The 22,420-nt window shown below is 55.5% G+C and carries 17 protein-coding genes, 2 tRNA genes and 1 pseudogene; 8 read left to right on the top strand and 12 right to left on the bottom strand.

Going from position 1 to position 22,420, the window contains the following annotated elements:
• Positions 1 to 80: 80 nt before the first annotated feature.
• From JZZ72_RS01830 to JZZ72_RS01865, 8 genes are all read right to left on the bottom strand, one after another.
• A complete protein-coding gene (locus tag JZZ72_RS01830) occupies positions 81 to 1,049 on the bottom strand; it encodes a glutathione S-transferase family protein (protein ID WP_088515151.1) in 969 nt (322 codons plus the stop codon).
• Between the two features lie 108 nt (positions 1,050 to 1,157).
• Positions 1,158 to 2,153, bottom strand: coding sequence for a glycosyl transferase family protein (locus JZZ72_RS01835; protein WP_078480769.1), 996 nt, complete (start codon positions 2,151 to 2,153; stop codon positions 1,158 to 1,160).
• Positions 2,150 to 2,485, bottom strand: coding sequence for a TusE/DsrC/DsvC family sulfur relay protein (locus tag JZZ72_RS01840; RefSeq protein ID WP_043860841.1), 336 nt, complete (start codon positions 2,483 to 2,485; stop codon positions 2,150 to 2,152). Before JZZ72_RS01840 ends, JZZ72_RS01835 begins: the two co-directional genes overlap by 4 nt.
• Positions 2,482 to 2,778: a sulfurtransferase complex subunit TusB gene (gene tusB / locus JZZ72_RS01845; protein WP_058541209.1), complete on the bottom strand. Its 297-nt coding sequence runs from the start codon at positions 2,776 to 2,778 to the stop codon at positions 2,482 to 2,484. The genes JZZ72_RS01840 and tusB overlap by 4 nt, the downstream gene beginning before the upstream one ends.
• Positions 2,778 to 3,137, bottom strand: coding sequence for a sulfurtransferase complex subunit TusC (gene tusC / locus JZZ72_RS01850; RefSeq protein WP_043860839.1), 360 nt, complete (start codon positions 3,135 to 3,137; stop codon positions 2,778 to 2,780). Before tusC ends, tusB begins: the two co-directional genes overlap by 1 nt.
• A gap of 1 nt (position 3,138) precedes the next feature.
• Positions 3,139 to 3,531: a sulfurtransferase complex subunit TusD gene (gene tusD, locus JZZ72_RS01855; protein ID WP_043860838.1), complete on the bottom strand. Its 393-nt coding sequence runs from the start codon at positions 3,529 to 3,531 to the stop codon at positions 3,139 to 3,141.
• Positions 3,532 to 3,624: 93 nt separating this feature from the next.
• Positions 3,625 to 4,995, bottom strand: coding sequence for a nucleobase:cation symporter-2 family protein (locus JZZ72_RS01860; protein WP_043860837.1), 1,371 nt, complete (start codon positions 4,993 to 4,995; stop codon positions 3,625 to 3,627).
• A 217-nt stretch (positions 4,996 to 5,212) separates the two neighbouring features.
• On the bottom strand, positions 5,213 to 5,884 hold the full coding sequence (locus JZZ72_RS01865) for a Bax inhibitor-1/YccA family protein (RefSeq protein WP_043860836.1): 672 nt from the start codon (positions 5,882 to 5,884) through the stop codon (positions 5,213 to 5,215).
• A 121-nt stretch (positions 5,885 to 6,005) separates the two neighbouring features.
• Between JZZ72_RS01865 and JZZ72_RS01870 the strand changes: the two genes are divergently transcribed.
• The 7 genes from JZZ72_RS01870 (at position 6,006) to JZZ72_RS01900 (ending at position 15,460) form a co-directional block, all read left to right on the top strand.
• A tRNA-Ser gene (locus JZZ72_RS01870) sits at positions 6,006 to 6,092 on the top strand.
• 45 nt (positions 6,093 to 6,137) lie between these two features.
• Positions 6,138 to 6,227: transfer RNA gene (locus tag JZZ72_RS01875), tRNA-Ser, on the top strand.
• A gap of 218 nt (positions 6,228 to 6,445) precedes the next feature.
• Complete coding sequence (locus JZZ72_RS01880; protein WP_210013945.1) at positions 6,446 to 7,873, top strand: tyrosine-type recombinase/integrase; 1,428 nt, start codon at positions 6,446 to 6,448, stop codon at positions 7,871 to 7,873.
• Between the two features lie 149 nt (positions 7,874 to 8,022).
• A complete protein-coding gene (locus tag JZZ72_RS01885) occupies positions 8,023 to 11,403 on the top strand; it encodes a hypothetical protein (RefSeq protein WP_210013946.1) in 3,381 nt (1,126 codons plus the stop codon).
• Positions 11,372 to 12,028 (top strand): hypothetical protein, encoded by a 657-nt coding sequence (locus JZZ72_RS01890; protein WP_210013947.1) that lies wholly within the window; start codon positions 11,372 to 11,374, stop codon positions 12,026 to 12,028. Before JZZ72_RS01885 ends, JZZ72_RS01890 begins: the two co-directional genes overlap by 32 nt.
• 848 nt (positions 12,029 to 12,876) lie before the next feature.
• Positions 12,877 to 13,929 (top strand): nucleoid-associated protein, encoded by a 1,053-nt coding sequence (locus tag JZZ72_RS01895; RefSeq protein ID WP_210013948.1) that lies wholly within the window; start codon positions 12,877 to 12,879, stop codon positions 13,927 to 13,929.
• A complete protein-coding gene (locus JZZ72_RS01900; RefSeq protein ID WP_210013949.1) occupies positions 13,898 to 15,460 on the top strand; it encodes a hypothetical protein in 1,563 nt (520 codons plus the stop codon). The genes JZZ72_RS01895 and JZZ72_RS01900 overlap by 32 nt, the downstream gene beginning before the upstream one ends.
• A 304-nt stretch (positions 15,461 to 15,764) precedes the next feature.
• On the opposite strand, the gene JZZ72_RS01905 is transcribed toward JZZ72_RS01900, so the two are convergent.
• Positions 15,765 to 16,211, bottom strand: a complete 447-nt coding sequence (locus tag JZZ72_RS01905) for a hypothetical protein (protein ID WP_210013950.1) — start codon at positions 16,209 to 16,211, stop codon at positions 15,765 to 15,767.
• Between the two features lie 395 nt (positions 16,212 to 16,606).
• On the opposite strand from JZZ72_RS01905, the gene JZZ72_RS01910 reads away from it, so the two are divergent.
• The gene (locus JZZ72_RS01910; RefSeq protein WP_210013951.1) at positions 16,607 to 18,328 is read left to right on the top strand and encodes a DUF6119 family protein; all 1,722 of its coding nucleotides are present in this window, start codon (positions 16,607 to 16,609) and stop codon (positions 18,326 to 18,328) included.
• 179 nt (positions 18,329 to 18,507) lie between these two features.
• Here JZZ72_RS01910 and JZZ72_RS01915 read toward each other — a convergent pair whose 3' ends face one another.
• The 3 genes and pseudogenes from JZZ72_RS01915 to JZZ72_RS01925 all read right to left on the bottom strand — a co-directional run bounded on the left by JZZ72_RS01915 (position 18,508) and on the right by JZZ72_RS01925 (position 21,174).
• Complete coding sequence (locus tag JZZ72_RS01915; protein WP_210013952.1) at positions 18,508 to 19,458, bottom strand: endonuclease domain-containing protein; 951 nt, start codon at positions 19,456 to 19,458, stop codon at positions 18,508 to 18,510.
• Positions 19,459 to 19,592: 134 nt separating this feature from the next.
• A pseudogene (locus JZZ72_RS01920) lies at positions 19,593 to 19,888 on the bottom strand (transposase domain-containing protein); the annotation flags it as partial.
• A gap of 200 nt (positions 19,889 to 20,088) precedes the next feature.
• Positions 20,089 to 21,174: a DUF4760 domain-containing protein gene (locus tag JZZ72_RS01925; protein WP_210013953.1), complete on the bottom strand. Its 1,086-nt coding sequence runs from the start codon at positions 21,172 to 21,174 to the stop codon at positions 20,089 to 20,091.
• Positions 21,175 to 22,420: the final 1,246 nt, after the last annotated feature.

Raw genomic sequence — 22,420 nt, forward strand, 5'->3', positions numbered from 1 at the left:
CAGCAAGGCTGGCTCCTGCAGGTACACGCGACCCACTGCAGGAGCCAGCCTTGCTGGCGAAGGGGCCCTTCAACCCCTGATCAAAAACTGGTCTTGTCCCAAATCCCCCGGCCCACCAGCCGCTCCCGATCATGTCGCGCCGCAAAGTCCTGCAATGGCCCCTTGGGCACGATCCCGTTCGGGTTGATGGTCTTGTGGCTCATGTAATAGTGATGCTGGATATGCTCCATGTTCACCGTCTCGGCCACCCCCGGCCACTGATACAGCTCCCTCAGCCAGTTCGACAGGTTCGGATAATCGGCGATGCGCCGCAGGTTGCACTTGAAGTGCCCGTGATACACCGCATCGAACCGAACCAGCGTGGTGAACAGCCGCCAGTCAGCTTCGGTCAGGTACTCGCCGGCCAGGTAGCGCTGGTCGTTCAGTAGCTTTTCCAGTGCATCCAGCTCGGCAAACAGCTCGTCGAACGCCTGCTCGTAGGCTTTTTGCGTAGTCGCAAAGCCTGCGCGGTACACGCCGTTGTTCACGGCAGGGTAGATCCGCTCGTTCAGTGCATCGATGCTCGCGCGCAGCGGCTCGGGGTAAAGGTCCAGGCGATTGCTGGTCAGCCCGTCGAAGGCGGTGTTGAAGATACGGATGATCTCTGCAGACTCGTTGTTGACGATGCGTTGTTCCTGCTTGTCCCACAGCACCGGCACCGTGACCCGGCCGGTGTAATGCGGGTCGTCGCGGGTGTAGCGCTGATGCAGGAATTCAAGCTGGTCGAGCTTGTCGCCTGTCGAACCGAGAGCTGTGTCGAAGGTCCAGCCGTTCTCGCCCATCAGCCAGCTGACCACCGACACGTCGATCAGCTTGTCCAGGCCCTTGAGCGTGCGAAAGATCAGCGTGCGGTGCGCCCAGGGGCAGGCCAGCGACACATACAGGTGATAGCGCCCGGCGTCGGCTGCGGGCAGCTGATTGCGCCGCTGCGCGTTCTCGCGCTGGAAGGTGCCGTCTTTGCTGCTTTCATACCACTGGTCATGCCAGCGGCCATCGATCAACAGGCCCATGGTGGTCTCCTTGGCGATTCGTTCAACTTGGAGACCAGTGTACGGGTTCAAGTTCGAACCAATGGCGCAAAGCATCGGCCTGTTTGATCGAAAACCCCGATCAGTCGCCTAGCTCAGGCGTTGATCCCACCAGTGCTGCGCCTGCGTGAAGGCGTCCTCTCGGGTTTGCCCCAAGCCGCGTAGCGCCAGCGCCATGCTCGATACAAGAGCCAGTTCACCGTAGCTGTTGCGGGCCTCGCCGCGCCATACTGCCAGCAGGTGCTGCAGGTCGAGGCTGGCCGGCTTCACATGGCGCTGGGCCGACAGCTGCGGCCATTCTTCATCCCAGTCTTGGCCATGGGCAGTGCCGTACAGGTGGCTGGTGGCATCCGGATTGATCTCGATTTCACCGCCGTCACCCTTGACCACAATCGCCGTATCGCCCAGCAGCCGACTGGCTTCGCGGTGTACGGCCTGGTAGCCGGGGTGGAAGATACTCTGCAGGCCGCACCGCGCCCCCAGCGGGTTGAGCACCCGTGCCAGGGAGTGAATGGGCGAGCGCAGCCCCAGGGTGTTGCGCAGGTCGATCATGTGCTGCAGGCGCGGCGCCCAGTCCTGCAGGGGGATGAACGCGATGCAGTGCTCGTCCAGGGCACTGGCGACGCTGGCCCAGTCGCGGCACAGCGGGATCTGCACCTGTTCCAGCACCTGCTCGGTATACAGGCGCCCGGCGGTGTGAGCGCCGCCGCCGTGCAGCAGGATGCGCACGCCGTTTTTCGCAAGGCACTTGGCCGCCAGCAGAAACCACGGCAGGTGGCGCTTCTTGCCCGCATAGCTCGGCCAGTCCAGGTCGACCGCGATGGGCGGTGCCTGTACACGCTGGCGCACGGCTTCGGTGAAGCCAGCCAGCTCCTCGGGGCTCTCCTCCTTGTGACGCAGCAGCATCAGGAAGGCGCCCAGCTGCGTCTGCTCGACCTTGCCGTCCAGCAGCATGCCCATGGCCTCGCGGGCTTCTTCCCGGGTCAGGCCGCGGGCGCCGCGTTTGCCTTTGCCCAAAATGCGCACGAACTGGGCGAAGGGGTGTTCGGCGGGCGTTTCGAGGGTGAGCGGGGTAGGGGCAGTCATATGCAGTTGGTCGGCTTTGGCAGGCCCGCGAGCTTCGCGGCAAGTTTGGCGGGGGTGCCGTTGAACAGGCGGTTCAGGTGCAGGCTGTTGCCTTTGTCCGGGCCCAGCTTCAAGGCGGTGTACTTGATCAGCGGGCGCGTGGCCGGCGACAGCTCGAACTCCTGGTAGAACTGGCGCAGCAGCTCCAGTACCTCCCAGTGTTCGGGAGTCAGTTCCAGGCCTTCGCGCTCGGCCAGGGCTTGTGCCACGGGCTTTGACCAGTCCTTCAGGTCGACCAGGAAGCCGTCCTTGTCCAGGGCAATGTCGCGGTTGTCGAGGCTCAGGGTGCTCATAGCCAGCTGTTGACCTTGTCGTGGTCCAGCGACAGCTGCACGAACGCCGGGTAGTCGATGGCCCGGGCCGCGTCGCTGGAGATGCCGCGGGCTTGCAGGTCTTCTTCCAGCGCAAACAGCCTTGCGCCCAGGTTGGCGTGCTCCAGCGCCTTCAGCGGCTCGCTGCCGGGCTGCAGCGCGTACACCGCGTCGCCGCACAGCAGCAGGCCGTCGTTGCTGCCCAGCAGGCGCAGGCAACTGCTCAGGCGGTTATCGCCGAACGGCGAGTGGGAAATGACGTGCAGGGTGCTCATCAGAGGGTTACCACCTGGTCAAAACGGTCGATCAGGGCTGCCAGTGCAGCGTCGTCGAGTACCTCGACGTCCAGTGTCAGGTGTTCAGCGTCCAGGCCGCGCTCGAGCAGGCTGCGGGCGTCGGCGAACAGGGCCTCCACGCCGAACATCGGCAGCGCCTGGAGATTGGCCGCCAGGTTCTTCTGTTGCAGCTGTGCCGGTTGCTGTGCAGGTGCCAGCTGAAACACGCCGTCATCCAGAAACAGCATGCCCAGCGGCAAGTCGAAGGCGCCGCCGGCCAGGGCGATGTCCAGTGCCTCGCGGGCCGACGGGCCGGCCCAGGGGGCCTGGCGGCTGATGATCAGCAATGACTTGGCCATTTCAGTCGCCTCCAAAGCAGACCAGGCGGTCGGCGGTTTGTGCAGCCTCGTGCAACTGACCCAGGCCCGACAGCTCCCACGGCGCGGGCAGGTTCACCGCGGGGCGCTGATAACGCTGGGCCTCTTCGGCGTTCAACACGCCACGGCGCAGGGCGGCGGCGATGCACACCACTGCATCGAGCTGGTGCTCGGTGACGAAGGCACGCCATTGCGCCGGCACGTCCAGCTCATCCTGCGGCGCGACCACGTTGGCCGAGGCGCTGTGCACGCCATCCTGATAGAAAAACAGCCGCACGATCTCGTGCCCGCTGGCCAGGGCAGCCTGGGCGAACAGCAGTGCACGGCGCGAGGAGGGCGCATGGCCGGGGGAAAATACCGCGAGGGCGAACTTCATGGCAGGCTCTGTCAGCAAAACTGCGCCCATGATAAAGCAAAAAGCCCGCGCCTTGTGGGCGCGGGCCTGGTTGGGGCAGCTTGGCAAGCGGCCTCAGTTCTGGGCTTTGGACTCGGGCAGGAACCAGTTCAGCACCAGCGCACAGATGCCACCGGTTGCCACGCCAGACTCCAGCACATTGCGCAGTGCCGATGGCATGTGCGCCAGGAATTCCGGCACCTGCGCCACGCCCAGGCCCAACGCCAGGGACACCGCGATGATCAGCAGGGCGCGACGGTCCAGGCTGATGCTGGCCAGAATATTGATACCCGAGGCCGCTACGGCACCGAACATCACCATCGCAGCGCCACCCAGCACCGGCTCCGGCACCGCCTGGATCACCCCGGCCACGCTTGGGAACAGCCCCAGAATCACCAGCATTGCGGCAATCCAGATACCGATATGGCGGCTGGCAATACCGGTCAGCTGGATCACGCCGTTGTTCTGCGCGAACACCGAGCTGGGGAAGGTGTTGAATACACCGGCCAGCAGCGAGTTGGCGCCGTTGACCAGCACGCCGCCCTTGATGCGTTGCATCCACAGCGGGCCTTCGACCGGCTGGCGCGATACCTTGCTGGTGGCGGTAACGTCGCCGATGGCTTCCAGCGAAGTCACCAGGTAGATCACCAGCATCGGAATGAACAGCGCCCAGGAGAAACTCAGGCCGAAGTGCAATGGCACCGGCACCTGGAACACGGCGGCTTCATGCATGCCGGTAAAGTCCAGGCGGCCCAGGTAGCCGGCCAGTGCGTAGCCGACGGCCAGCGCGATCACGATCGCGCAACTGCGCATCCACACCACCGGGATGCGGTTGAGTACCACGATGATGGCCAGCACCACGCCGGACAGCAGCAGGTTTTCGCCGTTGGCGAAGGTGCCGTTGGCCATGGCGCCGAAACCGCCGCCCATGCTGATCAGGCCCACCTTGATCAGCGTGAGGCCGATCATCAGCACTACTATGCCGGTGACCAGGGGGGTGATCAGGCGTTTCACGAACGGCAGAATGCGCGAAATGCCCATCTCAACGAACGAGCCGGCAATCACCACACCAAAGATCGCCGCCATTACGCCTTCTACGGGCGTACCTTGCTTGACCATCAGCGCGCCGCCGGCGATCAGCGGGCCAACGAAGTTGAAGCTGGTGCCTTGCACGATCAACAGCCCGGCGCCGAAGGGCCCGAAGCGTCGGCATTGCACGAAGGTGGCGATCCCGGAGATCACCAGCGACATCGACACGATCAGGTTGGTATCGCGGGCCGATACGCCGAGTGCCTGGCAGATCAGCAGGCCGGGGGTAACGATAGGCACGATGATCGCTAGCAGGTGCTGCAGGGCAGCGAGCAGGGCGATCAGCGGCCGGGGCCGGTCTTCCAGGCCTAGAACCAGTTCATTGGCCTGTTCGGGCGCTTGTTCGAGTGAGCTCATGGGTGTTGCTGCCCCGGGCAGAAAAAAGGAGCGCATTCTACGGCGCGCGCGGGGATTGGGGTAGCCCAGTTTGCCAGCATTATCTGGCGCTACAGCCCGCGGGGCGTAGGGGTCGGCCTTGCCAGCGAACGAGCGCGAAGACAGCGCCTCTCAAACGCCACCCACAAAAAAGCCCGCCGAAGCGGGCTTTTTCAACACTCAACCAACCAAGCTCGGATCAGTCGTCCCGACCCATCAGCCCGAACAGTTGCAGCAGGCTGACGAACAGGTTGTAGATCGATACATACAGGCTGATGGTCGCCATGATGTAGTTACGCTCACCACCGTGGATGATGGCGCTGGTCTGGAACAGGATGCACACCGACGAGAACAGCACGAAACCTGCGCTGATCGCCAGTTGCAGGCCGCTGATCTGGAAGAAGAAGCTTGCCAGCACAGCGCCCAGCAGCACGAAGAAGCCTGCGGTGATGAAGCCGCCCAGGAAGCTCATGTCCTTGCGGGTGATCAGCACGTAGGCCGACAGACCACCGAACACCAGTGCGGTCATGGCGAATGCCGAGCTGACCACTTCAGCGCCGCCGGCCATGCCCAGGTAGCGGTTGAGGATAGGGCCGAGCAGGAAGCCCATGAAACCGGTCAGCGCGAAGGTGGACACCAGGCCCCATACCGAATCACGCAGCTTGTTGGTGAGGAAGAACAGGCCGTAGAAGCCGATCAGCACCACGAAAATGTTCGGGTAGCCGACGCGCATCTGTTGGGCCACATAGGCCATGACACCACTGAAAGCGAGGGTGATGGCCAGCAGGCCATAGGTGTTGCGCAGGACGCGGCTGACCTCTTGCTGTTCGACCTGCAGGCCGTGGTTGACGGCGTAATCCTGTTCGCGCATGGCGACACTCCTGTGGGTTTGAAACGTTCAGATGCAAAGATCATAACAGAGGCGCGCAGACCAGCCACCTAGAGAGTTTGACAGCTTGTTTCATTTCGGTATTATGGCGCCCGCAATACGAGGAAGCGTGGCCGAGTGGTTTAAGGCAACGGTCTTGAAAACCGTCGATGGGCAACTATCCTAGAGTTCTTATCTAAAGCCCCTTCTAGTTGCATCTTATAGTGCTGTTGTCCAGTGGCGCTACGAACACCCCGGGAAATTGGCAGAGTGGTTGAATGCACCGGTCTTGAAAACCGGCGAACGTGAGAGCGTTCCCAGGGTTCGAATCCCTGGTTTCCCGCCAAACATCAATGAATTAAGGGCCTAGAGCAATCTAGGCCCTTTTTTTTCGTCTCGATTTTCTTAACCCCAACCTCACCAGGCCGACAAGAAAACTAAAACGTGCAACGTTTTGGTTGCGTGTTGTTGCGTCTTGTTGCAGTATCGCCACCCGTTGCAACTGGTAGTTGCGCCTTAGGGGTTTGCCCATTCCAGCAAACCTACATCCGAGACGGGGGCTTAATGGCTGCAGTGGTAGATGTGTCGATCAGCATCATGGAAACGTTTCGCGCCGGAAGGCCAACGTACCGCATGCTTTCTGCTGACGTGGTGACCAGCGAGTTCTTTGACACCTGGATCTTCGAGCTCTCGAAGCGTCAGGCCTGGAACACAGTGAAAGCCTATGGCCCAGCAGTGCTGCTGTTCATCCAATACATCCAGGTGGTTGCCGATCTGAATGGGGGCCTCACGCCTTTGCTTCTGACTGAAGCAATCGAGGGGTACGAGAATTTCCTGGCTTATGGCTCGGGCAGCAGTGTCGAGCTGAGCCGATCCGTCGCGAGGATTTTGGGTGACCGGAAAATGGGGGGTAGCTCGATCCGGAAGCACCTTACTGCCGTCAATAACTTCATCGATGCGAGTGAGACTTTCAGAAAGGCAATCCTTCAGCTCCAGGAGACCGGCTACGTAGGCAAAGATCTCGTTTCAGCGCTGCCGGCAATCACCTCTCAGTACGTAGCTGCACCTACGAAGATCAGCATTGCAATTGGCAACAGTAGCTGGTTGGCAGGATGCATAGCGGGTGGGGCAAAACGGATACGACAGGTGGGGCTGGTCGCCACCTCCAAGCCGTCAACCATGGCACATACTGATAGCTATGGTGGCGATGAAAAAGTCTTTCCGATTGACCTGTGTGTGAAGCTTATCGAGAGCGCGACGTGCCTCAGGGACAAGACGCTATGGTCACTGCTAGCGGCCTGCGGTTGCCGTATCTCAGAAGCGCTGACGATGTTTACGTCTGATGTATGTATCTATCCTGGGAAGCCATTTGACAACTACGTTCAGATCATCGATCCGAACACTCGAATCAAAGAGCTGTCCCGCTTCATGACAGATGTGGCTATCAGCAAGCTGAGCCACAAAGGGCGTTTGCACCCCGAAACCTTCTTGATAGAGCCGTTCGCTTCTCATTTTTGGGTGAATCTGGATCTTTACATCGCCGAGCAGCGTGCTCTGGAAATGAAGCGCCACAGGCCTGTGTCGCATCATTTTCTGTTTAGGAACCTCATCAACGGAGAGGGCATGCCATCCTCCTATCAAGCCGTATGGGAGCGCTTCAACGCAGCCGCTAAAGCGTTGACGGGCGAGAGCTATGGGTTTCATGCTCTTCGCCATATGTATGCGTACTACTTGCACAATCACTGCCCAAATCCTTTCAAACCTGGTGCCTTTGGCTTCGAGCTTGGCGTTGTCCAGAAATTACTTGGGCACTCCTCCGCTACTGCAGTCCAGCGATATGCGCGCAAAGATAGCCACATGCTTCGAGCGTCCATGGCTGCGATGAACCTTATGAGAATGCGAGATGGTACCTTCAATGTAGCTAAGGTACAGATTGAGCATTTGAGGCAGCAAATTGCTCATCTTGAAAAATTTGTAACCAGCGAAGCCTGATCTACCTTTTGGTGCTATTTGGCCCCTGTAAATAACGTCTAGTCAAAAAACGCGCGGAGTATCCGGGCGCACTTAATTAGAAAGTGCGTCCTGTGGGCTTCTCTTGTCCAAAATTCGCTATTTCGTTCTGCTTAAAGAGTAAAGATGGTATGAAGATTTTATACAAAAACTCCATGATGTGGTTGATTCCTGGTTCGGAGATCGCCTCTGCGATTCAAGGCGCTTGCAAAGAGGTCAGAGCTTTCTATCAGGAGCACTCTTCAGGGGTAACTCCCGATGCAACTTATCAGGTTGATAGTTATTTTCAGGGGGCGATGATTAACTTCTCGTTGTGGGAGAAAAGTCATTATCGTGCGCTGGTGAATTGCTGCACTGATGATCCTGATGCGAAATTCGCGGATGTTCATCCCCAGCTGACTTCGTGCACTCCACGGCAAGAACAGGCCCTCGCAAATTTCTTCAAGCTAGTCTTTATTCTCATGTGGTCGAGGAGGCAGGTCATCCTGCCTCTTTCGATGAGGGCCGTAAGCCATCTGGATAGCGTCCTTGAAAAAGTGATCGCATTGGGTGGAGCGCCTGCGCTCCAACAGATACGAAAGAATATGAATCATGACAAGTTATACGCCAGCAAGCACGATCGTCATTTTGACAAGAGCGCTTATACACGTTGGACTAAGCTGTTGCTAAGTGGTCAGGTTTACTGTTCGGATGATTTGACTCGGGAGTACTGTGTTGCGGTTTATAAAGATAGTATTGGGCGAAAAAAGCCTCTTGGACAATACCGTGTGTTGCAGTTCCTGTATTTTTTGGCCGGGGATAACGTTGCAGCTCGGGGAATGGTAGAAGAGGTAGTCGCGGAAGTCAGGAGGGAAATCGACGACGTCAATAGAATTGCTCGGGAAAATAGAAAGAAACCTGCAAAAAAGACGGCTGCAGACATCGCGTTTGACGAGGGCGTCGAGTATGGGAATGGCGTTAAGCCCGTAGATCTTGATGCTCTTTTCACTCGTTGCGTCAAGTCGTACATGCTTAAACCTGTATTTGATATGCAAGAGGGTGGTGCGAAGTTTTATGCTAGGTTGCCTGAGAAGGTCAGGGTCTTCTGTGCTGGAGTGGATGCCACCTTCCGATCATTTGTAAAATCGAAGCGGTTGCAAAGCGAAAAAACTCAGATTTTTCTGCTGAATTTGCAGTTGGCATACTTGTCGACTTATCTGCCTAATTTCTTCCTGGCTCGCGATGGAGATCTGCGAGATTACCCGGCTTCTTTCAATGATTACGATTGCGTGTTGTATTTTACTCGTGAGGCTAACTTTGTAGATGGGGTTCTTGTGTATGAGAAAGAACCTCCCATGACATTTCTGAAATTTCTTGAGTGCTACGCTAGGTTTAACGATTGGGGGAATGAGTCGTGGTATTCGCGCGTCCTTTGTGCAGACGAGTTTTGTGATTGGGTGCAAGAGCACCGGTTCACCATCCCAAATGCTGATCGTTTTACGAACAATTTTTCGTCAGCCTGCTATCCACCGGTGAGGCGGCGGAGCGGTACAGTCAAACGGCCAATTCCCCGAGCGTACTTTGGTGCCTTTGTGAGTATGCTTTATTCCATGGAATACTTGGTTATGCATCTGAATATGATGGCTGACGGTCAAATGCCAGGGGTCATTCAGGGGGCGTTGTATCAACCTAGCCTAGCCGAACTGCAAGAATCTTCTGAATGGGAGTCGATGTGGGGTAGGGGGGAGGCTCGGGTCACGGTTATTGATCAGAGTAAATTGAACTATTGTCCTATCTTCTACTGCGATGGAAAAATCCATAAGTTTGAATTTCTTCCCCGTTTCTATCGTACGATCGATTATGAGATTGGGGGCGAAGTTGTGCCTAGGATCGTGCCTAATCACGTTCGCCTGACGCAGCTTATGTGTGAGACTGGCCTTCGTCAGAAGCATCTCATCTGGCTTGATAAAGATCGATACGATTGCATGCTGGATCGCAGTAGTGGTAGCCAGCTGTCGCCGCTGTTTGTTAGTAGTGATAAGTCGCATGGCGAATGGACTGCGATTGTTGCTCGTCCGGTGATGGCCATCCTTGATAGGCAAAGGAAATGGTACGGACAGTGCAGTGCGCAAAACTACAGCGAGCCTTTATGGTACGGAAATAAGGAGAGCTCTAAATTTGGCAAATTCAAGCCATTGTTCAGAATGCCACTGGAAGGGCAAAATAGTTGGGCGAGCTATAGATATTATCCTGTGATGCTGTCGATTTTGCAGTGCTTTATCCATAATCAACTCAAAGATCTGAAAGTCCCTGACCTGGTCTTCGTAAGAAGGAGAAATGGTGGGGGTGAGATCCCTATTGTTTACACCGACGAGTTCTTTGCGGGGATCACTGTTGATTCTATGGTCAGTGATTATACGCCTCACGGGCTGCGCGCTGGCTTCGTCTCGGAAGCAGTCAGGTTCCTCCCTGCATGGGTTGTCGGTCAATATATGACAGGTCAGTCCGAACCGCATGTGTGGTATTACTCTGTATTTGAAGAGGATGACCTTCCGAATCATCAGAAACTACTAGCGAATTATTTGCTGAAAAACACAGAGAAACTCAACGATGCAGAGGCTCCGGAGCTGGCTGCTGCGGTCATCAAGCTCAATGCACGATTAGCTGCTGACATCAAAACTGATCCGGCTCAAGCTATTAAAATGCATGGGCTGATCAGCTTGATTGGAGTGAAGGAAGATCAAAGCGGAATTGAGATTCTAAGGGCTCGTAAGGATACGGTATTTGCCTTCAACCCAACCCACATCTGTCCATTCAACAATCGGTGCCCCAAAGAGATTCTGGAGCTGCTGGGGGCTGGCAGGCCCTGTGATATGTGTCATTACGCCATTCGCGGAGTTTGTCACCTACCGACGATCAGTGCCGAAAAGGACAAATGCAAGGAGTTAATGGTAGAGGTGCTTCGCAAGCTGAAACATTATCGGAATCTGAAACGCACCGCAGCTGATCGGCAGGTGATCGAGACGCTGAGTGAGGATCACGATAGATATGCTCGTGAGGTCTTTGCGTACGAGGCTATCGAGCAGCAGCTGTACCAAATGGCACTCAATGGGCAGGCGGATAAGCTGTTCGTGCCCAAGAAGGATGATCTGTTGATCCACTTCAAGCGGGTGGAGCTCACCGAGGGGGAGCATTTGGTTAAGCGGCTCATCGACGTCCAGAATTTTCCGGACGCATCTAGCGCCGATCTGGACACTAAATTCGCCTATCTTCGAGCAATGTTGCTGATGAAGCAGGGGGATCTAGATAGCGTCCTCAATATCAGTGAGCATCCACCAGGCGTGGCGTTAGCTTCGCAAATTGGCAGTATGGTAAATTCACAGGCACTAGACGTTATGGACGTCTTCAAGATCAGTCAGGCGGCAGCCAAACCGCCAGTGCCCGTGAAACCCGATTTGCTAATAACCAATAGGATCGGGCACAGCCAAGTGGAGAAACACGATGCTGAACCCGAAAAAGGACACGTTCGATGAGTATAGGGAAAATCATAGACAACAGCGTATAGAGTTTATTAGAAAGGCACTGATTGTTCTTTCTAATGCTAAGTATAATAATGTTACCAGGTTAGCCAAGGATGTGGCTAAGCTGGTAACGGAGTTTGAGTTAAAAGCGTTCTTCGCTCAGACGGGTTCAGAGCGTGAGGAGCTTTGTAAGCCTGTGAGCCACGTTACGCTGCTCAGGAATACAAGTTACCGTAAGCTACTTGAAGACTTCCTGGGGGCGGAGGCTTCCGTGGAGGCAGTTTCAGGTAGTGTCATAACCGATATAGAAGCTTTGAGGATACGCAATGCGAGCCTTGAGTCGCAGAATTTATTGCTTAAAGAAAAGATTAGAAGCATTGATTTAGTGGCTTTGCCAACGCAGGGAAAGATAGATCAAGCTGTGGTGGATGAGTCTGAGACTTTAAGGCGTGCGTTGGTTACATTCTTAAAGATGATTGATGGCATGGTAGAACAAGCGGCAGATATATATAAAACAGTTCTAGAAGGGGAGGAGTCCGAAAACTTCCCAGAGCCAGGATTTTATGGGCCTTGGGCTAAAATATCGACATTGGATGAGCTTAGAGAGCTAGATAGAATTAGGAAGCGATTGAGTTAAAGAGCATCCAAATTTTTCCCTTTTTTGATTTTGTTCGGAATTTTCCGGGTTTTAGTGTGTCCGCAATAAATCAATGGAGTCAAAGTCAGTTTCCGTTGCTTTATATTTTGTGCTATTAGATATCAAGTGGTTTTCAGAAGATTTAGATGGCGTGGGTGACGGGGCTGCGTAGGTGGAGTGTTTGACTTAATAACGTCGCTCCGCTGGATGGTCGCCTTGCCGGTGGTTCTACTGAGCTACATAGTCATTCATAAATAGCGCATTGTTAGAGCGAATTAGGCGTTCGAGGTTAGTCCTTGGTTAAAGCATGATCACTTCACTCACTATCTAATTCTTCATGCTATCCGTCGATTTTCCCAAGCCTTGGCTCGCTTGCTAGATGTCATTGGTGTCAATGATATTTATTAATACTTTCTCTAACTAATTTCTGTTGAGATGCAACATTCTCTAATAGCTCACTCGTTCATCCATTCCGGATCATGTGAATTAGCAGAGTTTCGTCCATTGAGAAACCCAACGCAGAAACTTGTAGCGTTTGGGTACAAATGTACTCTTTATGGAGGAGCCAGGCGGTTGTGAGGATTTCTGGCAGCAAAAGCTGATCGGCGTGGCGACTGTGGGATGGCCTTACGCTGCTTAAGTTGGCTAATGCACCCACAGCGCTGTTGTACTGGCTGCTGGCCATTCTTTCCGGATATGCTCCGGCCACAGCATTACATCCTAGCCCTCCGCGAAAGTGGCCATCGGCCCTGCAGGCTGCAATTGATGCTTAATTGTCGCCTGGGCGCATGCCGAGGCGGGTGGTTCCTCTTCCTGCTCAGGAGGGGGGCAGATTCCATGGAGATGGCATGAGCTTTTTTTCGGACGAAGAGATTGATTCACTCAAGATCACACGGATGATCTTGCATGTCGTGGGTACCAAGGACTTCGCGGCCATGCCAGAGCGGGCTCTGGAGGAGGAAGCGTTCTTCATCGGCAAGATCGTGGACATGGCCACCGCGCCGGTCTTCATGTTCAAAGCGGTATCGGTGACCCGTAACGAGGTCGAGGCGATCGCAAGTGCGGACACGTCCTTCGTGGCCGGCGCTCAGGCCCTAGCCGCCAGTTTCAACCGTGCGCACGTGGGCGGCAGTGCTGATGGCGTTCTGTTGATGTTCGAGCTGTCTGTCGCAGACCCGGATGTGAAGATCTACAGCCTGATCAAGTACGACTACAAGCTTGCGTTGGAGCAGAATGACGGTGCTCCAGGAAAGAAGCTGCGGCGTATCGTGAATGCTTTGGTAGACGAGAAGAAGGCCATTCAGAAAACGGCACTGATTCGGGTGATCAGCGGGGTTGCCGACCAGAACATTTCGGCTACCGATCGCACCAAGCAAGGGGTGGATCTTGCCGACTACTTCGCCGATTTCTTGGCTGTGAGTAGAGCAGTCTCGGACACTGAGCTGAGCGAGATAACCCGCAAAGTCCTAAAGGCTGCGCTGCAGACCTGCATTGAGCACCTGCCCGGCCAGGATATTGCTAAGGCGCTCCAGAGAGCCCAGGCCAACCTAGGCACTCGCCGGCGCATTGATGAAGAGGCGATCGTTGAGGCAGTGATGCTGGCAGCGGGTCATCCTGAGGATGAGAAAATAGCCAACCGCCTGGAGCGTGAGACTCGGAGTCGTGTCAGGAAGAGCAAGCTGCACGAGCTGAGCTTCAAGCCCGATCGCCGGATCCTCCGTCAGCCCTACATGCGCAAGATCGTCACGGCTGAGGGCGTCACCATTCTCTTCCCCGATCGGAAGGAAAACCCCAACGTCCAGGTGATACAGCTCGACGGAGATAAGAAACAAATCATCGTCGATACAGATCGAGTCAAGGAGGACAGCGTTGTCACACCAAAGCCTGGCCAGCCTGCTTAACGAGCTATCGCGCAAGCGTCAGGCGCTAATCACAGAGGGCAACCTTACCCTCATCGTTTCCGACCTATCAGCGGAAACTGCTCGGTCGATCAAGAAAGCCGCTGTCGCTGCTGCCTGGTCATTCACGATCTACGACTGCGCGAGCAGCGAAACTGACGTCGATGACGAGGATGAAGATTTCGGGCCGTTCCGCGTTGAGCTGGAGAAGCCACTTCCGGAAGACCATGTCCAGGAGCAGGCCCTCTATGTGGCGACGGAAGTAGGCTTCAAGGCGTTCCTGGTCAATGGACACGCTGCTGCACGTTGGCACCTGCTTGGCCTCACTCAGCCTTTCAATACCAGAGCGAGGGCATATTGTGGTTGGGGTGAAGGGGGCGACTACACCGAATCACAGGCGACCAAGTCACCTCGACTCCTGGTGAAAGAATCAGCGACCCTCCGCAAAGTACCGGAGGATGTGCGCCATTGGTTGCTCGCAGAAGGACACCATCTCGATGAGGCTGATCCTTTACACATGCTCTGGGCAGCGCAGGCGTTCGGTGCCCTCAGCTGTTGCTTTGCGAATGAAATCGACACCAGTGGTAGCAAGCTCACCTTCAAAGGGCCGCCCAAGCTCAACCTGACAATCCCAGAGGCGGTCGAGGGGACTCCATCCATCTCGCTTAAAGACTTCGAGGTTGTCCAGGAGGCAGCGGCATGGGTGTTCGATAACGCGCGGGAAGCAGAGGTGAAGCACATCCTGTTGTCCGCCGAAATCGCGCGCTCCGGTCGGGCGGACGGGGAGGTACAGGAGTACTTCAGGGAGAACCTGGCCGCTGCCTTGGATTGCGCGAGAATCGCTTATCAGATGGCGGTCTCGGAAATCACCAAAGACACACTGAAATCCCTTACAGATCTTCGTAAGGCCGTGACGGAGGAAACGTCGAAGGCCACAGACGCGACTCGCCAATCAATTGCCGCGATCTCCACGGCGCTGACTGTTGGCCTGGGCCTGATTGCCGCGAGGCTCACGTTGCAGATCAACCCGTACCTGATCTCGATCGTAATGGCGGTCGCATTTGGCTACACGGTACTGAACGTGATGTCGGGCCGAAAGTTCATCAGCATCCAGCGAAAGCTGCGTAAGGACTGGCAGCCAAAGCTGTATCGCTTTCTGTCTGAAGCTGAATTCAAGAAAATGGTTGGGGAGCCCATTGAGCAAGCTGAGGGGCTCTTCTACAGGGTCAGTTGCCGTGGTACTGCGATGCTTGGGCTCGCGGCGCTGGGTATTTCTATTTACGCCTTTACCTATAGCGCCCCTGCACCCTCAGCGGCTACGCTCGCCGTTCCATCGCCTCAAGCTCCAGCAACCCCGCATCCGTCTGTCGACGACCCAGCTACGACTCGGCCTGAGATAAAGCCACAACCGAACCCGGAGCAGAAAGAACACGTCCCGTCGAAACCGTTGGAAAAGAGGGAGACCCCCGCAAGGTTTGATCAGGGGATTTTCGCTGCGCGGTCGATTATGCAGAGCTCAGAGAGGGTTACGTGAAAGCCGAACAGTTCTGGGCAGCCGACCGGGCACAAAAACGAAAAAAGCCCCGCTAGGGGCTATCTCAATACGTCACAAACATCCTGTTTGTAGCGCAACTCTACCCAGGCACATTGCAAAGCTGTGTTGCTCGCTAGTTGAAGAGGGAACCGTGGGTTGACGAGCTAGCTGTATGTGCATACAGTGTTAGTGTCAACCACTTTTTCAGTAAGCTCTTCATGGAATGTTCTCCACCCTGCTAGTGGAAAGCGCAGCATTTGCTTGGAAACTTTCCCGAACAAAGCAAATCAGGGCAAGAGTGCAATCAAAACTCTGAAGGCCTCACCAAAACCAGCGACCCCTCATCCTGCTCATACACCTCAGGTATGGCTTCTTCGCCTGGAAACTCCATCGCGACCAAGGCTTTGGCTTGGTGAAAGGCTCTCTGGACGGAATGGCCGAAACCGATCGCTGAGTAGAACTGTGCGGCAAAGAATCGAGCGGGGAGATCTCCCACGTCGCGGTTCATGCCAATCGCTGCCGGTATGTGGCGTATGCATGCTTCGGCCTGGTTGAACGAGTGGCACGTATTGAAGAAGACCAGCTTCAGGTTTTCAGAGCCAATAGCCATAGCGCTTACGATGCCTTCCAAAGGAACATGTTTCGGGTTTCCCTGATCGTCCTGAAGCACCAGCGTGTCGGCACTCGTGCCATGACCACTGAAGTGGACGATGGTTGGCTTGAGCTCGGTCATTGCTTGGAACACGTCCATGGGCCGCACTGCCTCGGGTGTGGAACTCAAGCACATCCCTGTGCTCGGATGCCCTGATCTTCTTGCCATCAAACGAGCTTCCTCATCCAGCAGAAGCCTGTTGCTCTTATCGCTACCGCTCCCTCATTCGCTCTGACGCCGGTACCTGCAAACGCCCCCTCATCGACGTCCGCGCGAGCCAATTCCTTACCTGGAAAAAACACGTTTTCTAGCCCATAGTCATGCTGGCCCAATGCTAGCCGTACCGGTCTCCGCGTCGGTGCCAGGTAAGCAACCCAGGCCAAGAACCATCCAGGCCATGAACAAACCCAGGCCAAAAAAAACCAAGCCAAACGAACAAACACCCAGGGCCAAAAACCGAGCCCAGATCATCAGCATGTTTAGGGAGTGCTGCCTTGCCCAATCCGGAGAAAGTCAGGACGCTTTCCGTACGGTTACTGCGTAGTGACTACGAGGCCGACGAGGCCCTCAAGGAAGAGTACATATCGGGGGCGCGTCGCAATCGACTTACGCGATCGGACTGGCCAGGGGTCGAAGGTGCGCATTTGTTGGTCGGCCAGATCTTCACCAGCAGGCCCGGCTGGATTTCCTTTGTCGAGGAGCAGGTGGGCGCACAGCCTGACAACCTGATCGCCAGCGGCGCCGGTGCCGTGCTGTTCCTGCCCGTCGATGATCGGATTTTCGCGATCTGCTTTGGGCACATCCACATGGCGTTGGAAGAAGAGGCGTTCGAGCGCCAGTTCGGCCTGAAAGTCACGCTGAACTCGGTGCCACGTGATGGGTTGCGCACGCTGGATCTGGCGACCCCTGACGCCGTGACGTTCCAGAAGCGCGTGCAGGCCAGCAAAGACAGTGATTTCCAAGACTTCGGCGTTGACGTGCTGAGGGATCTTGCGCGCGTTGCCGGCGGCACCCCTAACGAAGCAAATTTTGCGAAATTCGTTGCGGGTCGAGACAGCCTTTCCATCACCTGCAAGCTCGCGTCGGACGACTTGCTGACCAAGTGCGAGCAGATTCTGCGCGCCTACCGCACCAACACGTACAAGCAGCGCTTCCCGTGGATCGACAACATGCAGGTTGTCCGGGATAGGGCCACCCTGAACGCCCTTGATCGCAAGCTATTCACGGCATTGCGAGCATTGCGTGAAGGAAGGGACAGTGAGCTCCACATGGCGCCCCCGGAGATCGTTGATTACCAGGAGGGGTGCCTGCTGCACTACAACGGCTTCGGCAGCAGCGGCACGGATTTTCACAGCCTGTCGATCGAGGACTACGTCGCCGAGCTCGATCGCTGCGAATTCGACGGCACCATTGATGACATCCGCGAGCGCCACTACATCAAGGCCAAAGCCCCGGACTCGGACGTCTTCAAGGTGCAATGGCGCGTCTACAACTGCTTTACCTTTGAAACCAACGTCCGGTCTGGTGGTGTCAACAACAGCTACGTCCTTTTCTCCGGGCAATGGTACTGCGTCGAGCGCAACTTTAAGCGTCAGGTGGAGGAGCGTTTCCAGGCTATTCCGAGGGTGGAAATCATCGGGCCCACGCATTGCCGGAATGAGCGGGAGCTCATCGCTCATCTGGAGGAAAACCGGGCTGACCTGCTGTGCCTGGATCAGGTGAAGATCAACCCCGAAGGGGTTCGATACGCGAACATTGAGCCGTGCGATTTTCTGTCGAACGCTAGGCAGTTCATCCACCTGAAGGACGGACACTCGTCAGGCCCCATCAGCCATCTGTGGTCGCAAGGCGTGGTCAGTGCGGAAGCGCTGGTGAGTGATGCGGATTTTCGCAAGAAGCTGCGCAGGGTTGTGAGCACCCGCAGGCGGCCGGCCTTGGCACTGTTGCCCGCCATCAATGGTCGCGTGGCACGGGCTGATTACACAGTTGTGTATGGGGTGATGCGCAAACCCTACAGAAACGGCGACCTGGATCTTCCCTTTTTCAGCAAAGTCAGCCTGCAGGCTGCGGTGGATCGGATTGAGCGACTAGACATCCCAGTGGCCTTGGAAATCATTGCCAAGCCTGCGAATGACGACGGCGATGACGCTGACAACGCCCAGGGCGAATATGGGGAAGCGGAGGGCGAGGTAGGTGAGGATCGGGAAGAGGAATGACTGCTCGGATAGTCGAAGGTTATGAGGGTGCGCCAAACCCTGCGCGTTGACTGCGCAATGGAAATCCTGAAGGGGGGTGATGACGCCTCTCTCTTGATCGTCGACAGGGGGGGGGGCTTGGCATTATGATCTTCTTTGGTGGCACGACTCTGTATCAAATGAATGCTCGACAGAATGTGCTACAGCTCATGAAAATGAAGCCCCATTGCTGATCCGATAGCGTAGCCGACATCCTGCCAGAGAACGCGATTGAGGTTTCCTGCGATCAAGGACGTTTCCTCATTACCGAGGCGAAGAAGCTTTCCGTTCGCTAGATATTCGTGAGTAAATTCGCCGACTGCTCGCTGGCTCAACTGATGAGGCAATACTGCGATAAGTGGATCTACGTAAACGGGATCGTCAGCAATCAAAATGAATTCATCAAAAAGGTGAGCATAGCCCTGCATGTGCTCTCCGAGATCAATGGAGTAGAATTCACTTGCCCGTGCGGTGAATTTTACCTCACCTTTCTCGTATTCAAGAACCTCTGAGTCCAGCGCCTTAATTTCGTCCTCTAAGTGAGGTGGGGCAAATACATAGACAGTGATAAAAGATTTTTCGTGCAACCACTTGATAGCATGCGGGATGAGCTCTCCCAGTGAAGGTGCGCAAAGCTTCCTCTCAGGATAAAGTCTCTTATATAGGCGCAGTGTGGCGTGAGTTTGCTTTTGTAAGAATGAGTAGTCTACGTACATCACCCTGTACTTCGCAGGGGCTCGCTGGAGTATTTCTCGATACGTTTCTCTGACGATAGCAACACATTGATCCGCGCTCTGGTGGATCTCTCTCCCGGTGAACCTGAGGACAGTATAGCCTGCTCGCGCTAGATAGCGTTGCCTCTGCATGTCTCTCGCGATCTGTTCCTTAGTAGAATGATATTCGTGCCCGTCAAGCTCAATTATTAGCCGAGCGTCCTTTAGGAGGAAGTCAACTCGAAAACGATGATGCTTCTGACTGTCCCCAAACCAGTGCTCACGCTGGATTTTCTCAGCGAGGTCTGCCGCTGCTTCAGTGAACGCGCTCTCGATGGGCGACGGAGTATCGTCGCGATACCAGCTTGGGGGCGTAGTAGGGTGTCCAGGGTATTTCATCATTTAGTCCGTTCCCAATTTATAGAGGGCTATGCGCCTTGCGCACTACTTCTTGCCTTGGTCTGTGCGGATCACAAACAATTGAAGCCCTCTGCTTTATCTCGGTTGGTAAGCAACGCGTCACGCCGCCTCGATTACGCTGGAAGCTTGCCTCTCAGCGCGACTGTATCCCCGCAACGCAGCCAAGCCTGCATACACTTATACGATATCTGCAGCTCTATTTCATTGACTCGTAGCCTCGGCAGGCGTGTCAGCACATCCTTGTGATAGGTATACGGATGATGCCCATTTATGCGTGCCGACTGGATCAGAATCATGATCGACGCAGCCCTTTTACCGCTGCGCACCGATCTGGCAACCAACAATTCGAGCGTCCGAGGGCCCATGGCCGTATCTGGTTCCCAGCATAATTGTTGTCGACGGGCACCGAGCACCGCGATCACCCGGACTAATGCTGTTTCGGCACCGGCGCGCATGCCCTGCGGCCTTGAGGTTGAACAGGGCCGTGTGGCCGCACAGAGCTGTGATCGGTAATGGAGGATCGGGCGGTGCTGGTCACGGCAGACGAGAGAGGAAAGGGGCAAAGGGTGAGAGCTCGCCCACCCTGTCTAATCCTTTCAGCAAAGCTTATCAAGCCGGGAATTTCCGACGTTCCAGTTTATTCATGAATGTCTGGAGCTTCTCAGGATTTGGCCTGACCTTGGTATGTTCCTTAATGGCGACCAAGGACTCCTGGATGATATAGGAGGTCTCTTCCCATTCCTTGGAAGTGACGCCCGTGATTTTCCGGCGCAAAGTCCACTTAACTGCGAGCCATTCGAAATTTACCCAGGCGCGCGGGAACTCACGTTGCCGTGACTTCATAAGGCCGTAGATCAGCTCGTAGAAATTGATAAACTGACTACCATAGACATTGTAGATCAAATCTTCGTCGTAAATGCCATAGCGAATGGCATTGGCACAGCCTTCAAAGGCATTCAGGATCTTTCCAGCGGCTTGCCAAACTTCGGTGGCAGTGGGTGCTGTTGTTGCTAACCCACTTGAACCAGTAACACCAGTAATACCAGCAACACCGGGTGAACTAGCAATGCTAACAGCACTGGCCACGCCGGCAGCGGCAGGCGCGCTAGCCACGGCAGCTACACCCACAGCAGAGCCAGAGCCTGCGTCGGTAGAGCCAGCTCCATCAACTCCAGTCGAGAAGAAGATAAAGCTGTTCGAGCCTTGTTCTTTGGTGCTTGAGTTGAGCATCATGAACGCGAAGTTTGGGGCTGCTGCTGGTGTGGAGCTTGCAGGTGGCACGGGAACAGCGGCTTGCGCTTTTTCCTTCTCGGCTTTTACTGCGCCTTCCAGATCCTGCATGAAACCATACGCTTTTCTTCTATCGAGCTTTGAGTCATGGGAAACAAGCGTTTTGCGGACTTCACCGATAACTTTGAAGGACTCGGTCAGTTCGCTCATAGCCTTGTCAAAGTCGAGCGCGTTCTTCTCGCTGGCTGTTTTTCGATTAAAACCGATGGTCAAGCCAACAAGCCCAATGCTGCCGTAGGCGAGGAGGGGCATTAGAAAGAATGAAGGGTTGACAGTGGCAAGTGTGCACGTCGTGCACTTGTATTGCGCATAGGCAAATACGCTGAGCACACTAATGAGTAAAAGTCCGATAATGGTATACACTATTGGAAGCAGGTATTTGTATTTGTTGACAAGGTTGAACATTACTAATTTTATCCATAAAAAAAGCGCCACCCTGTGGGGTTGGCGCTCAGTTGCCTCTTGAAAGGTCTAGATCACATGAATCCTAAATCGATCTCTTTGGCAATCAATTCAAGTTTTGGCTTCATAATGTATTCCTCACGTAATAAAGGGGCAGCTAAGCGCTTTCTATGGCTTCCTGCTTCCTGATTCTCACATCCCTTGGTGTTGAAATGCAATCAAAACCTAGGGTGAAGCTCGGGTTAGGGGGCAAAATGCCATCAAATCAGCGTCTTAGCGCAGGACGGCTGCGTGGAGCTCCAGGCAGTCCCTCTTAACGCACTGACAGCCTCAAGATAGCACTTTGCTGCGTGATGGCCAAGTGCCAACGCTCATGCCCCCGCCCAGGCCAATCCCAAGGCAAGTGCGCCTCCTGATGTGATGGCCGCCTGTACAAAGCCTCATTGCCCCTGCGGGGCAGGATGTCTCGCACCTGCAGGATTTGCCGGTCGATCCGGCAGCCCAGGACGGCTATGCTCCCTCATCTCACTTCAGAGCGAGTCCAATGGAATCTTCCAGCTTCCCCCCTATGGTTGATTGGCGACCTGGCAACCCAATCCCGCTCGCTGATTTTTGACAACGATGCCGATGAGCCCCCGAAGATCTGACTGCCGATGATGTTCAGCTAATCTGGTGGAGTGTTGCGGCCAGCTTGAGTCGCGACGCACTTCGCGAGCAGTTGCGGCCAGTCATCGAGGCACACGATGACTGGAGCTGTTTCGCTTTTGTACCTATTGCATTGCCAGCCGGTCAGCGCCGCTACCCATGGCCTGTGATTGATCTCATTCACGAGCTCCATCATCACGCCTGCGCGCTCCGCTTGCCTATAGGCCAGCGCTCGTTCAATAGACGGGTTGTGCCAGGGCAGCAGGCAGCCACTACAGCAGGCGTTCACATCCCTGGGCCAAGTAGAGCTGGATCGGAGCGTCTCGGACTGACCAGCGTTGGCTTTGGCTTCCCTCTGAATACCGCTGTTGCGCGGCGCCGCAGCTGAGGAGCTAAGAGACAAATCCAGCGATATTTGCCACACCCCCGGCGTTGCGCACCACAGAAGCCCCACCGCAGCCCAGAGCAGAGAGACACACCCCACGATATTCAGCTCATGCACGGCGAATCGACCAGATCCGCGCAGTGAGAGATGAAGCGCGGGTTATTCGCCACAGGCCAGGTGTTGTGCAGCACAGAAACCCTGGAGCCGAGAGACAAACCC

This window comes from Pseudomonas palmensis (assembly GCF_017848315.1).
Lineage (GTDB): Bacteria > Pseudomonadota > Gammaproteobacteria > Pseudomonadales > Pseudomonadaceae > Aquipseudomonas > Aquipseudomonas palmensis.